Source organism: Flavobacterium sp. CYK-55, from assembly GCF_018413465.1.
GTDB lineage: Bacteria > Bacteroidota > Bacteroidia > Flavobacteriales > Flavobacteriaceae > Flavobacterium.
On sequence record NZ_JAHCDK010000011.1, the window covers coordinates 1 to 14,992 of the forward strand.

At 39.6% G+C, this 14,992-nt stretch carries 15 protein-coding genes; 4 read left to right on the forward strand and 11 right to left on the reverse strand.

The annotated features are described in order from the left end of the window. Positions 1–257 precede the first annotated feature (257 nt). The 8 genes from KIH23_RS11260 to KIH23_RS11295 form a co-directional block, all read right to left on the reverse strand. The gene (locus tag KIH23_RS11260) at positions 258–1,055 is read right to left on the reverse strand and encodes a hypothetical protein (RefSeq protein WP_213213593.1); all 798 of its coding nucleotides are present in this window, start codon (positions 1,053–1,055) and stop codon (positions 258–260) included. Between the two features lie 680 nt (positions 1,056–1,735). Further along, on the reverse strand, positions 1,736–2,035 hold the full coding sequence (locus KIH23_RS11265; RefSeq protein WP_213213594.1) for a HigA family addiction module antitoxin: 300 nt from the start codon (positions 2,033–2,035) through the stop codon (positions 1,736–1,738). Between the two features lie 11 nt (positions 2,036–2,046). Further along, positions 2,047–2,328, reverse strand: a complete 282-nt coding sequence (locus KIH23_RS11270) for a type II toxin-antitoxin system RelE/ParE family toxin (protein ID WP_213213595.1) — start codon at positions 2,326–2,328, stop codon at positions 2,047–2,049. 222 nt (positions 2,329–2,550) lie between these two features. Continuing rightward, on the reverse strand, positions 2,551–2,850 hold the full coding sequence (locus KIH23_RS11275; RefSeq protein ID WP_213213596.1) for a helix-turn-helix domain-containing protein: 300 nt from the start codon (positions 2,848–2,850) through the stop codon (positions 2,551–2,553). 2 nt (positions 2,851–2,852) lie between these two features. After that, positions 2,853–3,188, reverse strand: coding sequence for a type II toxin-antitoxin system RelE/ParE family toxin (locus tag KIH23_RS11280; RefSeq protein ID WP_213213597.1), 336 nt, complete (start codon positions 3,186–3,188; stop codon positions 2,853–2,855). 487 nt (positions 3,189–3,675) lie between these two features. Then, entirely contained in the window at positions 3,676–4,671 is a 996-nt protein-coding gene (locus tag KIH23_RS11285; protein WP_213213598.1) for a DNA cytosine methyltransferase, read from the reverse strand. Beyond that, positions 4,658–5,554, reverse strand: a complete 897-nt coding sequence (locus KIH23_RS11290) for a type II restriction endonuclease (protein WP_213213599.1) — start codon at positions 5,552–5,554, stop codon at positions 4,658–4,660. Before KIH23_RS11290 ends, KIH23_RS11285 begins: the two co-directional genes overlap by 14 nt. Before the next feature lie 193 nt (positions 5,555–5,747). Continuing rightward, entirely contained in the window at positions 5,748–6,788 is a 1,041-nt protein-coding gene (locus tag KIH23_RS11295) for a tyrosine-type recombinase/integrase (protein ID WP_213213600.1), read from the reverse strand. Positions 6,789–7,588: 800 nt separating this feature from the next. Between KIH23_RS11295 and KIH23_RS11300 the strand changes: the two genes are divergently transcribed. Next, the gene (locus KIH23_RS11300; RefSeq protein ID WP_213213601.1) at positions 7,589–8,611 is read left to right on the forward strand and encodes a quinone-dependent dihydroorotate dehydrogenase; all 1,023 of its coding nucleotides are present in this window, start codon (positions 7,589–7,591) and stop codon (positions 8,609–8,611) included. Here the strand turns inward: KIH23_RS11300 and KIH23_RS11305 are convergent. Both KIH23_RS11305 and KIH23_RS11310 read right to left on the reverse strand, forming a co-directional pair. Continuing rightward, the gene (locus tag KIH23_RS11305) at positions 8,594–9,313 is read right to left on the reverse strand and encodes a DUF3307 domain-containing protein (RefSeq protein ID WP_213213602.1); all 720 of its coding nucleotides are present in this window, start codon (positions 9,311–9,313) and stop codon (positions 8,594–8,596) included. The two genes, KIH23_RS11300 and KIH23_RS11305, sit on opposite strands and share 18 nt — an antisense overlap. Further along, positions 9,310–9,921: a SatD family protein gene (locus KIH23_RS11310; RefSeq protein ID WP_213213603.1), complete on the reverse strand. Its 612-nt coding sequence runs from the start codon at positions 9,919–9,921 to the stop codon at positions 9,310–9,312. Before KIH23_RS11310 ends, KIH23_RS11305 begins: the two co-directional genes overlap by 4 nt. A gap of 175 nt (positions 9,922–10,096) precedes the next feature. Between KIH23_RS11310 and KIH23_RS11315 the strand changes: the two genes are divergently transcribed. Together KIH23_RS11315 and guaB are read left to right on the forward strand one after the other, a co-directional pair. Then, on the forward strand, positions 10,097–10,960 hold the full coding sequence (locus KIH23_RS11315) for a hydroxymethylglutaryl-CoA lyase (RefSeq protein ID WP_213213604.1): 864 nt from the start codon (positions 10,097–10,099) through the stop codon (positions 10,958–10,960). Between the two features lie 707 nt (positions 10,961–11,667). Beyond that, positions 11,668–13,140, forward strand: coding sequence for an IMP dehydrogenase (gene guaB, locus KIH23_RS11320; protein ID WP_213213605.1), 1,473 nt, complete (start codon positions 11,668–11,670; stop codon positions 13,138–13,140). Here guaB and KIH23_RS11325 read toward each other — a convergent pair whose 3' ends face one another. Further along, entirely contained in the window at positions 13,141–13,659 is a 519-nt protein-coding gene (locus KIH23_RS11325) for a hypothetical protein (RefSeq protein ID WP_213213606.1), read from the reverse strand. A 128-nt stretch (positions 13,660–13,787) separates the two neighbouring features. Between KIH23_RS11325 and KIH23_RS11330 the strand changes: the two genes are divergently transcribed. After that, positions 13,788–14,987 carry a carboxypeptidase-like regulatory domain-containing protein gene (locus KIH23_RS11330; protein ID WP_213213607.1) on the forward strand — a complete coding sequence of 400 codons (1,200 nt, stop codon included), beginning with the start codon at positions 13,788–13,790 and terminating at the stop codon, positions 14,985–14,987. Positions 14,988–14,992 lie beyond the last annotated feature (5 nt).

The following is a 14,992-nucleotide window of genomic DNA, read 5'->3' on the forward strand; positions in this document are numbered from 1 at the left end:
AAAATGCAATTTTCAGCTATCTCATAGCCAAAAGCTTGAGCTGGAAAATCAAACAATCTTTTCCACCGCAAAGCAAAAAAAGCGGCCAATATTTATCAACGTTTTTGCTGAGCAATTGCGCACAACGGTTTGCGGCCATGTCTTGTGGCGGAAAAGCGAGCCGCGTACGCTCCGCTAAGATAGAATTTCTACGTGAAAAATAGGCGAGAAGCTAAGAAAATAAAGCCATAAGTCATGACCGCGGTTATGCGAAGTTTTTATTTGTATGTTCTTCTAAATTTCTTAATCACAAAGTATATAAAAAAACCACAATATGCTGCAGCTATTCCTAGAATATAAGATGCTTTTATACCAAACAAATCAATTGGTGCTTTAAGTTTTTCTAACTCAGCTTTCCTGATTTCATTAGAGCGTTCAAATACGCTTTTGAATGCATGTTGTCTAATTTCAATATTATTTAAAGTTCGCAGTAATTTTCTCGCATCTCTCTTATTTGTTTCTCTATAATACTTAAGAATTTGTTCTTCGTTTTTTCCAAAAGAATCTTCAAAAAAAATATCCATTTTAATTAGTAAGTCATCAATAGTATTTAGATCATTTACAAAGTCTTGTGTATATTTATCATATTCTTTCTCTGAAAAATATATTGAAGATAATACTGATAATTGTGCATCTAATACGATTTGAGACTCATTAATAAAATGTCTTCCAACTTTTAAAATAGTATCAATTGGATATTTTTTATCCCTAATTGTATATACTACCATTTGATAATAATTTATGGCATCATTAGTTTTCTCCATTGTCATTTTCATTCCTTTGCTAATAACTTCGACTTTCCTTTTAGTCATCTCGTTTTGATGATTTAAAGCATTATATTCATTAATATTAGCATTGGTTGCTGATATTTGCCAAAATATATTTATTATAAAAGTTATAGATGTTATAAATAATCCTCCAGCAAAAATCCATAATTTCTTATCATAAATAAACTGAATTGTATTTTCAAATTTATCAAACCAATCTGGAGAATTTGATTTTTTTTGTCTAACCATGATTTAATTGTTTGAATATTTTGAATGTTCTCTAAAATTTCGCATAACGGTCTGCGCATAGACGCGTGTTGCGGAAAAGCGAACAGCGTATGCTCCGCTAAGATAAAATTTTTACGTGAAAACCAAACATAAAGCCAACAAAATCAAGCAATGGCGTTTATGCGCTGTTATAAGTTCGGCGCTTAATATGGACAAAGTTTGCGCAAAGTTTTTTACACAAAGAATTGTTTAGCCGGAATTGCCTCAACGTAAAGCTTGAAAAAAAGAAAACTTGTCGGCGCAGCCGAAATAAAATAAGCGCTGTTGGCACACAAAGTTTAGATTTCGTTTTCGTCTTGTTTTTCACGTAACGTTTAGGTTTCGTTTGCGTTTGGTTTTCGTCAAGTTTTCACACAAAGTTTGTCCAGATTATTTTCCAAAAAGCAGCGAAATTTCCGCTAGGAAAATTGCTTCAAAAATTGCCGACAAAGTTGAGCAAAATTCAACAGCGCGATTTAAAAAGTCAGATTGGCAATTGCGGAAGTTTGTTTTTTGCGGCTCGTAAAATGCGCTGACTTATAACGGTTTGCGGCCATATCTCGTGGCGAAAAAGCGAGCCGCGTACGCTCCGCTAAGATATAATTTCTACGTGAAAAACAAACTTCCGGCAAAGAAAATCAAGCCATGAGTTATGACCGCGGTTATGCTGCGTTGCTATTAATTTGCTTTATGTTTTCGAATACTGAATTTTTAGAATTTTGTTCTTCTTCAATATCATAATCATCTTGTAAGCCGAGCCAGAATTTAGCAGAAGTTCCGAAAAATTTTGCTAGGCGTAAAGCAGTGTCAGCAGTAATTCTCCGATTACCTTTAAGGATTTCGCTTACTCTAGTTTGTGGAATAAATGTTTCTTTGGAAAGCCTATATGCGCTTATTTCCAAAGGTTCAAGAAACTCTTCTTTCAAGATTTCTCCAGGATGAATGTTTTTAAGCTTTTCCATTTTGTTTCTATTTAATGATAATCAACAATTTCTACTTCTAAAGCGTTGTCATTTTCCCATTTGAAAATTATACGCCATTGTTTATTAATACGTATGCTATAAAATCCAGCAAGATTTCCACTTAACTTTTCTAAATGATTTGCCGGCGGAATTCTTAAATCATTTATATTTTGAGAGTTATTGATCATTCTCAATTTTCTTCGAGCGACATTCTGTATATCGGCTGGAAGTTTTTTTGACTGAATTCCTTCCCAAATTTTCTCAGTTTCTTTACTATTAAAACTTTTAATCACGCTTTACGTATTTACTAACGTCAAAAGTAAGTATTTATTTTTGAACCACCAAATTTAGTTTCGAGCTCAATGCAATGCGGCATAACGGTTTGCGGCCATATCTCGTGGCGGAAAAGCGAGCCGCGCACGCTCCGCTAATATAGAATTTTGTTTGTGAAAAATAGGCTAGAGGCCAAGAAAATCAAGCCATGAGTTATGACCGCGGTTAGGTGACGTTTCTGTTTACAAGAAAGTTAGGCCAACCCTTTTATTCAAACCAATTTCAAAAATTCTGATTAAAGTTGAAAGTTGAATATTGCCTTTAGCATTTTCAATTTTTGAAATATAGCTTTTTTTTGTTCCAGCTCTTTCGGCTAATTGTTCTTGAGTTAGATTCGCATCTTTACGCGCTTCTTTGAGCATTTCACTTATGATAAACATCTGTGAATTTTCTTCGTATTTATTTCTGGTTTCGGTTCCGATTTTTCCGTGTTCTAAATCAATTAGTTCGTCAAAATTTTTAATGTTATCGTACTTTCCCATGATTACTTTTTTTGTGTAAAATATTCTTTCTTTAATTCAATCGCTTTATCTAATTCATTCTTTGGCGTCTTTTGAGTTTTCTTTTGAAAACCATTAAAAAGAATTACCAATTTACCTTCGTCAAAGCAGCAGAATATTCTATAAATATTTGATTGATATTCTACTCTTATTTCATACAATCCATCAGTTCCGGATAAATGTTTTAAAAATTTCTCAGGAACACGATCGACTTGTTTAATCAATTCAAGAACTTGTTGAATTTTACCTTTCACTTTATCATTTTGATCTTGATAAAATTTTATAAAGTGATTTTCGTAAAATATAATTGTTCTTGTCATGTGGCAAAGTTATCTTAAAAGATAACAAATGCAAATTTTTTGAATGATTTTTTATCGCGTCGATTTGAAATGTCACCTAACGTGTTGCGCATAGGCGAACGTTGCGGAACAGCGAAAAGCGTATGCTCCGCTAAGCTAAACAAAAAACGTGAAAACTGAATATTAAGTTTAAAAAAAGCAGCAATGGCGCTTGATGCGCTGTTAGCTGGTTGGCGCTCATTTATGCTCAAAGTTTGCGTTCTGTTTTTCACGCAACGTTTTACGCAATCAAATTCCGCAAAGTTTTTAGACAAAATAGGCGAGAAGCCAAAATTCAAGTTTCGGTTAAAATTTTGACAAATTGATTTTGAAAAGTTCTTTATTTTACGACTCGAAAATGCGCTGGCAGCTAACGTTTTGCGGCCATGTCTTGTGGCGGAAAAGCGAGCAGCGTACGCTCCGCTAAGATAGAAATTCTACGTGAAAAATAAGCGTGAAGCGAAGAAAATCAAGACATTGCGGGTAGGTGCTGTTGTGCGATGTGCTTCTTATTTTCAGTTTTTGGTTTAATATGTTTTAGCATTTGTTCAGCTACTTTTTCAATCACGTTTACTGCAACACTATTTCCAAATTGCTGATATGCTTGATTGTCTGAAACTGGAATTATAAAATCATCAGGAAAACCTTGTAAGCGACCAGCTTCTCTTGGAGTTAGTTTTCTTGGGTTTTTACCTTTTTGTTCAACTAAAATCTCGCTTCCGTCTTTATAATATCTCGCAGAGATTGTATTTGTATACTCAGAATTTTCATTTACAATACCAAATCCAAAACCTTTTCCTTTTTCTTTATTGGATATTTTTCTTCTTTGATGTCCTTCCCAAAGTTTATCGGAAATTGTATATTTTTCATCTACATTTTTCTCTAAAATATCACCAACTTTAGTTGGTAATTTAGTTGGTTTTGGAAATTTAAACTTAACAGAGTTATCTAAAAATCCAACAATATAGATTCTTTCTCTATTTTGAGGAAGACCAAAATCTCTTGCTTTCAAAATTTCATATTGAACATTTTCATAACCGATATTTTTTAAATGCTCAATTATGGTAGCTAATGTCCTTCCTTTGTCATGTCCTTTTAACTGCTTCACATTTTCAAGTAAAAAAGCTTGAGGTTTTTTTGCAATTAATATTCGTTCAATGTCAAAAAATAAAGTTCCTCTAGTGTCTGAAAACCCTTTTTTTAAGCCTGCTTGGGAAAATGGTTGACATGGAAAACCAGCCAATAAAATATCATGTTCAGGAACTAACTCTTCATTAATTTGTGTAATATCTCCGTGTACAATCAAGTCATTAAAATTGGCTGTATATGTTGCAACAGAATATTTATTCCACTCGCTTGTAAAAACGCATTCAATATTGTTTTTTGATGCAATTTCAAAACCAAGTCTGATGCCGCCAATTCCAGCGAAAAGGTCAATGATTTTTATTTTGTCATTTGTTTTCATTCCAAAATTTTAAAATGTTAGGAATTTCTTCAAATAAATACTCTTCAAAACTAATGATATTTTTCATTGATTTTAAAGATTCAGAATTAGCAACCCAATCATAAGTAACCACAATAATATTGTGATTTGCCATTTCTTGGGCTTTACTTTTGGGTATACTTTCGTCAGCAGTTAAAAGATGTATCTCTGGTATTTTAGTGCGCTCAATTTCCTCAGCAACTTCTTGCCAACGTTCTCGCAATGAAGTTTTCATTGTACCAATGATAGTTTTATTTCGTCTTTCAGAATAACACTTTATATTTGGCAAAATGCTATCTACTTTTTTTCCTAAACCTAAACTGTCAAATGTTTTACGACCAACTTTACTTTGGCTATCATATTCATAGCCAAGATTTTCATATATTTTATAGATGATTGCTTCAAAACTTTTTCCAGCTCTTGAACGTCTTGATTGTGTATTGCTTAAAGAAAGTCTATAAATATAAGGAAAAACACGTCCTGCATATTCACCACAAATTTCTTTTATAGTTTCAACAAGTTCTTCTCCTTTTTTATCAGTGATGTTTTTGTAAAGTAAAACTTCTAAAATCTCTTTAGGTGTTTCTATAATTTTATGTAAATCACGCATTAAGATAGCATTGAAATTCACCTCGTCCAAGAGATATTCTTGCCAAACAATTTCACGAAGCTCTGATATACATTTGCTTACGTGTTTTGATTTTATTTGTTTTAGATATTCTTTGTTTTGAGTAAGAGCAAATTCAACAATTTCTTGTGAAGTACGAATATACTTAGTTCTATACTGTTTGATAAGAGCATCAAACTTGTCTAATTCGCTTTTCGGAATGTCAATAATTACTGGTATTTCGTCAATTTTACTCACTTACAATCGTAATTTATTTTGTTTGTTGCAAATCTATGAAAAATAGTTAGTGATTTTTATTGCTAGTAGTTTTTCCGCAACTTTTGGCCGCATATCGCACAACTCTGATATATCCCCCAAAAAACCATCCAAAAACATCCATTTCTAATGGAATAGGTCGCAATATATCCGTTCATAGCGAAGATATAAAAATTTATAAATCGTCAAACGGACTTTTAATCATTTGTATGCTTTGTGTACTCACGTGGGTATAAATTTCGGTGGTTTTACTGCTGTTGTGGCCCAAGAGTTCCTGAATATAGCGCAAGTCGGTGCCGCTTTCTAGTAGGTGTGTGGCATAGCTATGGCGCAGCCAGTGCAAGGTAACGGGTTTTTGTATTTGGGTTTTGCGCACCGCTTCTTTAAGTACAAACTGAAGGCTTTTGGCCGAGAAAGGTGCGCCGGGTTGGTTACCCTCAAACAACCAAACTTTGGGTTTGTAGCCGGTATAATATTGTCTGAGCATGTCAAGAATCAACGGCGATAGCGGAACAATCCGGTCTTTTTTTCCTTTGGCTTGCCGAATCACCACCACATTGCGGTCTGATTGAATATCGGTCGGTTTGAGCCCAACCAGTTCACTGCTGCGCAGCCCGCAACTATAAATCATGCACAGCATTACTTTGTGTTTAAAGTTGACATGAGCTTCCAGGAGCATTTTAACTTCGGCTTTACTGAGCACATTAGGCAAAAGTTTCTGACGTTTGGGCCGGTGAATCAGTTCAACATCCAGTTTGCGATGCTGAATTTGCGCAAAATACAACTTCACGGCATTGACAATCTGGTTCTGATAGGAAGCCGATAATTTCTGTTCCAAAATATATTCATTGTTAAACAAAATCAAATCGTCAATATCAATCTCGTCCACGGTTTTGTGCACAAAAAAAGTCAAAAAACAAATCAGCGCATCGGCATAGGTTTTTACGGTATTTTCGCTGTATCGCCGCGATTGCAGCCAAAGTTTAAACCGCGCCACTTGCTGCACGATTGATTTATCGGGGCTTTTATCTATTTTCGGCGCCAGTCGAAAAACGGCTCGGTTGCGCTCAGTATCAGGCACATGCCAACCGCGGTGCGTGTGGCTCCAGCGCGCATCAGTAAAAGTTTTGATCCATTGTGAAGTTTCAAAATCGTCGGTGGCTACCAAGATTCTGTATTCGGCGCGATGCACCAGTGGGCGGGCGTTCCATTTCATGGCGTGTAAAAATTTTAGGCGTATACGGTTGTAAAAATAAAAATTTAATCTTCATGATGCCTATTTTTATTTTCAAAAGCCAACCCATAAAAAAATCGCTAACAATTTCAATCGAACCTGCAAGTCTCAAGGCGCAGCCGCGTCTGTAGCACAGCGTGTCTATAGTGAAACGTGTCCAAAGCGCAGCTTGTCTTAAGGTGTAGCCGAGTCTTAAAAGTTGGGCGTGCCACCGGCTCCGCTGCGCTGCGCCGCTGTCGGGCTGTTCGCTCATAGTCCTCGCTCGTGCCTCGCTGTGGGCTAACCGCTGCCATCCCTCACGCGTACAGTTTATTATTTGGGCATTTATCTAAAATGAAACTTTAAAAGATACCTCAAGTCCACTGGACTTTTATTCCGCTATCGCTCCATACTGTTCGACCTGCGGTCTCGGGTCTCCTTATTAATTTCACTCGAGGCTTTAGCCGAACTGAGCGAAGCTAAATCTCACGCAGCCAAAAGATTAGTGATTGAAGAATGTTGATTGTTGATTTTTGAATTGAAGAGAAAATAAATACGAATTACGAATTACGAATTACGAATTACGAATTACGAATTACGAATTACGTTTCAAACTAAACTTCCTAAACTTTTATAAACTTCTTAAACTTTCTCATACCATCCCTTTTGTCCAAAAGCGCAGTGGTCTGTAGCGCAGCGTGTCTCAAGGCGCAGCCGTGTCTCAAGCGCAGCGTGTCTTAAAGCGCAACACTATTTGCCACATTCAGCTTTGTGCCTTACCTTTGCCGCACAACAACACAACCATGTACAAACAACTCATTCGCCCGATTCTTTTTGGGTTTGACCCTGAAAAAGTCCATCATTTTACCTTTTCGGCTTTGCGTTTTGCGGCCCAAATACCCGGCGTGAAAAGGCTGCTCAAACGCACTTATGAACTTACTGATACGCGTTTGGAGCGCGAAGTTTTTGGGCTCAAGTTTAAAAATCCGGTAGGTTTAGCGGCCGGTTTTGACAAAGATGCTTTGCTGTACCACGAATTATCTTGTCTGGGTTTTGGCTTTATCGAAGTAGGCACGCTCACACCCAAACCGCAAGACGGAAACCCCAAAAAACGCTTGTTTCGTTTGCTTGAAGATTCGGCCATTATCAACCGCATGGGTTTTAACAACCAAGGTGTTGATGCGGCGGCGTTGCGTTTGCAAAAAAACAAAGGCGTGCTTGTGGGCGGTAACATCGGCAAAAACAAAAACACACCCAATGAGTCGGCTACTGATGATTATGTGTATAGTTTTCAAGCATTATACAGCGTAGTTGATTATTTTGTGGTCAATGTGAGTTCGCCCAATACGCCCAATTTACGCGCTTTGCAAGACAAAGAACCGCTCACGGCTTTGCTGCAAACCTTACAAGATTTAAACCGAGCGCAGGTAAAAGCCAAACCTATTTTACTCAAAATAGCTCCTGATTTAACCAACGAACAATTGCTCGATATTATTGATATTGTCAAAACCACCCAAATTGCGGGTGTGATTGCCACCAATACCACCTTATCGCGCGAAGGATTACAATCAGTGCATCAATCTGAAACCGGAGGCTTGTCGGGCAAACCACTTACGGCGCGTGCTACCGAAGTCATTCGTTTTTTGGCCCAAAACAGTGGCGGTGCTTTCCCGATTATAGGTGTGGGCGGGATACATTCGGCACAAGATGCGCTTGATAAGCTCGAGGCGGGAGCCAGTTTGGTTCAGTTATACACCGGATTCATCTATGAAGGCCCGGCGCTGGTCAAGCAAATCAATCAGGCTATTTTAGAAAAAATAGGGTAAGCAGCACAACGTTAGATAACCCACGGCAATGGCCATTCCAAAACTGATGAGTGTTCCGATGAGCACATATTCGGTGAGGTGTCGGTCTTTGGCTTGCGTTAAATCGCCAAATCGAAAAATCGATTTAGCTGCCATTAAAAAACCAATCGAGGCAAAGTTTCCGGCTACCACAAAAAAGTATACAAACAAGCGTTCGAGGATGCCGATGTATTTGCCTGCGTTTTGCAAATCGGTCGGTTCATCGGGTTGATTGGGTTGGGCGGGCGTCCAGATTGAGATGATGTTTTTAATGATGATGGATGCCGGTGTAGTCAAAAACAAAACACCGGTGGTATAGAGCCAAACGCGTTGGTCTAGGGTATATAAATTCAGATTCGTTTTTTCATACAACAGTACCATCGCGCCGATTGAAATCAGATGCAATAACTGATCGCCTAATAACCAATAGCGTTGGGTTTGGGGTTTTTGTAAATAAAGTTTGAGCAAATCAATCAGCCCGTGTAGCAAAGCCAACAGCAAGGCATATCCTGCAAATGACCACGACCATGAAAACAACCAAGCGAGTATGCCATGTAATAAAATGTGTGCATACAAATAAACACTTTTGTGCTTATGCTGCATTTTATTGGCTACCCAAGCATTGGGTTGCAGTACAAAATCACCTATTAAGTGGGCCAGCAGTAATTGTACAAACAAAATCATAGCGTAATGGTTTGAAGACGATTGCGGTAATATAAATCAAGTTCGAGCAAAAGGTCAAATTCTGCGCGTTTGCGTCGGCGGCTTACGGCGGCTTGACTAATACCCAGTTGTTGACCGATTTCTTCTTGTGAAAACTTCGGATGTTCTAAAGCGGCTACTACATATTCGGCAGGTTGCGCGAGCCAATGGTTCATAAAGGTTAGCCCTAAACGCAGCATCAGGTTGAGTTCCGTATCAAAAGCAATATCTCCAGTTTGTACCGCCAAAGTGAGTTTTTGTTTTTTGAGCGTTTCAAACAAATCGCCTGAGCGCACAAAAGCACTGCCGTTGCTTTCGGAGATTTTATCGGCGGTGTAGATTTTTTCGCCCAAACCAATACTCATGCGCGCGTCGAGTTTGCGTGTTTTTAAATAGGCTTTAATCAGAAAAGCGGTGTGCAAAGCTTCTTCGGGCACGGCCACTTCAAGTTGAAACTGATCTCCGCGGTAAATTTCCCACTGAGCAGGCGACTGTCCGTATTTGCCGAGTATTTTTTTTAATCCTTCAAGCCAATTTAAATCGGTTGGCTTGCGCGAATTGATCATATCTCCGGTAATAATGGCTATCATAACAAATTGAATTACACTGCTAAAGTATAAAATAAATTTAATTATTACCAATTTATGTAATATTTTAATTTATTACCATTTTATAGCATATTTTAAAATATGCCTCAAATGCATCATAAAATAAGCCTTGAAAACGATTTCGTAGCCCAAAATTCTTTATTATATTTGGCGCTCTATGAACAAGCTCAAAATCATCGAATGTCCGCGCGATGCCATGCAAGGCATCAAACCGTTTATTCCTACCCAGCGCAAGATTGCCTACATACAATCGTTGTTGCGCGTGGGTTTTGATACGATTGATTTTGGCAGTTTTGTTTCGCCCAAGGCCATTCCGCAAATGCAAGATACCGCTGAGGTACTCGCTGGGCTTGATTTATCGCAAACCACCAGTAAACTCTTGGCCATTATTGCCAATACACAAGGAGCGGTTTCGGCAGCCGAGTACTCAGAGATTCAGTATTTGGGTTTTCCGTTCTCGATTTCAGAGAACTTCCAAATGCGCAATACGCACAAAACCATTGCCGAATCATTGATTACGTTACAAGAGATTTTAGACATAGCTTCGGCTAAAAACAAAGAAGTCGTGGCTTACTTATCTATGGGTTTTGGCAATCCGTATGGCGACCCGTGGAATGTTGAAATCGTTGGCGAGTGGACCGAAAAACTCGCGCAAATGGGCGTGCGCATTTTGTCATTATCAGACACCATTGGCAGCTCAACACCCGAGGTAATCAGCTATTTGTTTTCAAACTTGATTCCGAAATATCCGCACATTGAATTTGGTGCGCACTTGCACACTACGCCCGATAGTTGGTATGAAAAAGTGCACGCGGCTTATCAGGCAGGTTGCACGCGCTATGACGGCGCCATCAAAGGATTTGGCGGTTGCCCAATGGCCAAAGACGATTTGACCGGCAACATGCCCACCGAAAAATTACTCTCGTATTTTACGGCACAAAAAGCCCCAACCGGACTCAATCCAACCTCATTTGAAAGCAGCTATAACGAGGCTTTAAAGTTGTTTGGTGAGTTTCATTAAATCATTTTCAGGGCGTGCCACCGGCTCCGCTGCGCTGCGCCGCTGTCGGGCTGTTCGTTGCAATCTTTTTTTTCGTTCCTCAAAAAAGGATTTTCACTGCCATCCCTCACGCGTACAGTTTATTATTTAGACATTTATCTAAAATGAAACTTTAAAAGATACCTCAAGTCCACTGGACTTGCTCCTCTTAATATCAAATCTGAAGTCCACAGGACTTTTATTCCGCTATCGCTCCATACAGTTCGACCTGCGGTCTCGGGTCTCCTCTTAATATCAAATCTGAAGTCCACCGGACTTTTATTCCGCTATCGCTCCATACAGTCGCAAGCTCTAGTCTCCTCTTAATTTGCTTCGCCTGTTCGCTCCGCTCGAGTCACCCGAGGCTTTAGCCGAACTGAGCGAAGCTAAATCTCACGCAGCTGAAAGATTAGTGATTGAAGAATGTTGATTGTTGATTTTTGAATTGATGAGAAAATAAATATGAATTACGAATTACGAATTACGAATTACGTTTCAAACTAAACTTCCTAAACTTTTATAAACTTCTTCAACTTTCTCAAACAATCTCTTTTGTCCTAAAGCGCAGCGGTCTGTAGCGCAGCGTGTCTATAGTGAAACGTGTCTTGAGGCGCAGCCGTGTCTCTAGTGCAGCGTGTCCAAAAAATAACTATATTTGCCTGCAATTTAACAACAACAACTAAATTGCCATGAATGCACATGCATCCAAAATTGTCGGTGAAGGCTTGACCTACGACGATGTTTTACTCGTTCCTGATTATTCAGACGTTTTACCCCGCGAAGTGAGTATCCGCTCGCGATTTTCAAAAAACATAACGCTCAATGTTCCGGTGGTTTCGGCCGCGATGGATACCGTTACCGAAAGTGCGATGGCTGTGGCTATGGCGCGCGAAGGCGGTATGGGTATTTTGCACAAAAACATGACCATCACCCAGCAAGCCGCTGAGGTGCGCAAAGTTAAACGCGCTGAGTCAGGCATGATCATCGATCCGGTTACTTTACCGCTCACGGCTACGGTGGCCGATGCGCAAGCTGCCATGCGCGAATACGGCATTGGCGGTATTCCGATTGTAGATGAGCAGCAAACTCTTAAAGGCATTGTGACCAACCGCGACTTGCGATTTGAGCGCAACCTCAAACGTCCGATTACCGAAGTCATGACCGCGCAACCGCTCGTAACTGTGGCTGAGGGAACCTCACTCGAACAAGCCGAGGTAGTTTTGCAAGGAAATAAAATTGAGAAACTTCCGGTGGTGAATGCCCAAAATAAATTGGTGGGTTTGATTACTTTTCGCGACATCACCAAACTCAGCCAAAAACCGATTGCCAACAAAGACAGTTACGGCCGTTTACGCGTGGCCGCTGCGGTTGGTGTTACGCCTGATGCGGTTGATCGCGCGCGCGCTTTGGTGCAAGCCGGTGTGGATGCGATTGTGATCGATACCGCCCACGGACATACTTTAGGCGTGGTGAATGTACTCAAAGAAATCAAAAAAGAATTTCCATTACTTGATGTGGTGGTGGGCAATATAGCTACCGCCGCGGCCGCTCAATATTTAGTAGCTGCGGGTGCCGATGGCGTAAAAGTAGGTATTGGTCCGGGCTCGATTTGCACGACGCGTGTGGTGGCCGGGGTAGGGTTTCCGCAGTTTTCTGCCGTGCTTGAAGTAGCCGCAGCCATAAAAGGCAGTGGTGTGCCGGTGATTGCTGATGGTGGTATTCGCTATACGGGCGATATTCCGAAAGCTTTGGCTGCAGGCGCTGATTGCGTGATGCTCGGTTCGCTCTTGGCCGGAACCAAAGAATCTCCGGGAGAGACCATTATTTTTGAAGGTAGAAAATTCAAATCATACCGCGGAATGGGCTCAGTTGAGGCCATGCAAGAAGGTTCTAAAGATCGGTATTTTCAGGATGTGGAAGACGATGTCAAGAAACTCGTTCCCGAAGGTATTGTCGGGCGTGTTCCATATAAAGGTGAACTCAACGAGAGCATGCAACAATTTATTGGCGGTTTGCGCGCCGGAATGGGTTATTGCGGAGCCCAAGATATTGCGACTTTACAGCAAAAGGCAAAATTTGTGCGCATCACCTCAAGCGGTATTGCCGAAAGTCATCCGCACAATGTGACCATTACCAAAGAAGCACCGAATTATTCGCGCTAATTACATATAATTTTTGAGCTCTTTTTTCAAGTAAGCCAGTGCGGTGTTGCTCGGGGCGCTTCGGTCGACCATTTCGGTTAAGATGGCCTCGCGCAACCCGTCGGCACTTGTTACTTTTTCATTCAAAGCTGATTTGCGGATGATTTGAACCGTAGCATTTTTGGCCATGACAATCGCCGTCCAACATTCGTCAGACATATAGATTTGTTGGGTCATGTTGTGCTCAAATTCTTGTTCGATGAGTTCCACTAAGTAGTTTTCGTAGTGTTTTTTCTCTTCAGAAATCGGCGCTACACGCAACAGCAATTTACTCGGATTGATGCGCTCTAAAAACAAAGCCATACGTTCAAAGGCTTGCAATCTGAGCGGAAGAGATTCTTTTTGTAATTCGCGTTGAACCAACCAACGACGCGTGTTGCGTTGGTCTTTGAAATAAGCGGTAAAAAAGTAATAAGCAACGCCTCCGGTTACGAGCGAAGGCAAAGTGTAACTCAGAATTTCAAACAGTTTATTTTCCATGGTTTTTGCTTTTTTTCGCGACAAAAATAAAATAATAGTTTACTAAGTTGAATTTTTGTTTGAAAGAAATTAACAATTGCTTTGGATTGACCAATTTGCCTTATTTTAGCAGGAAACAAAAAATAAAAATGATGAAAATTCTCTATGCCTTTGTATTGCTTTTTGGCAGCTTGACTTTTGCACAAAATATAGCCATTCGCGGAAGCATTAAAGACGCGCAAACCAAAGAGCCACTTTTGGCAGCATCAGTGGGCGTGCAAAATTCAGGTTTGGGAACCATCACCAATGAAGAAGGTTTGTTTCAGCTTTCGGCACCCAAATCATCGGTCATTGTCATTACGTACTTAGGCTATAAAACCACTGCGATTCCGGTATCAGAATTTACCCAAGAAGTTCAAAATATTGCCTTGGAGCCCAGCGAAGAAAAACTCGAAGAAGTAATTGTAACCAAAACTCCGTTGCATGAATATTTGTTGGATGTTTTTAAAGTTTCAAAAGCGCGTTTCAACAAGCCTATTTTGTTGCATACGTATTACCGTGAGTTTGTAAAATCAAACGGAAAGCACGTAAAATTCTCTGACGGATTGCTTGATTATCACGTGAGCGGAACCACCAAAAAAACCAAGTCTGATTTGGTCATACCACAAAACCGTTCGTTCTTTTTATCCAGCGATGAAGACGATGAAGACTCGCGTTCGTTGGTGAATATTCAAACAGCCATTTCCAGAAGTTATGATTTTGGATATTTTATTGAAACCTTGCTTGATGATGATCATTACGAAGATTATGAGTTTATGCTCAAGTCAAAGAAAGATAACTCCGGAGCAGAATTGTATACGATTTACTTTGAACCCATCGCTAGCATTGAGAAACCACTCAACAAAGGCTGGGTTACCTTTGACCCCAAAACCAAATTGATATATGAAATTGAGACTTTTATGGCGCCGTCGCATCAGCAATATGCCCGAACCATTAATTTCTTGATTGGCAAAGCTTCTATTGTAGACATTAAGTACAAAGTTGCTTTTAAGTTGGCCAATAGCAATTACCTCATGTATTACAGCAATCGGTATGGCAAGGTCAGAATTTGGAACAAAAAACTCAATTATATTGAAGAATGGCGCAGCGATTTGATTGTAACTGATTTTGAAAAAGACAAACCTTACGATAAGAAATCTGTATTTAAGAAAAAACGACTCTACGACAAACCTACGCACTACACCGATAAATTTTGGCAAAAAAACAATGCGATTGTGCTCACGGCTGAAGAAGAAAAAGTCATTTCTTCCCTAGAAAAAGAAGCTGTAACAGCGCCCAAATCAGAATAATTTAA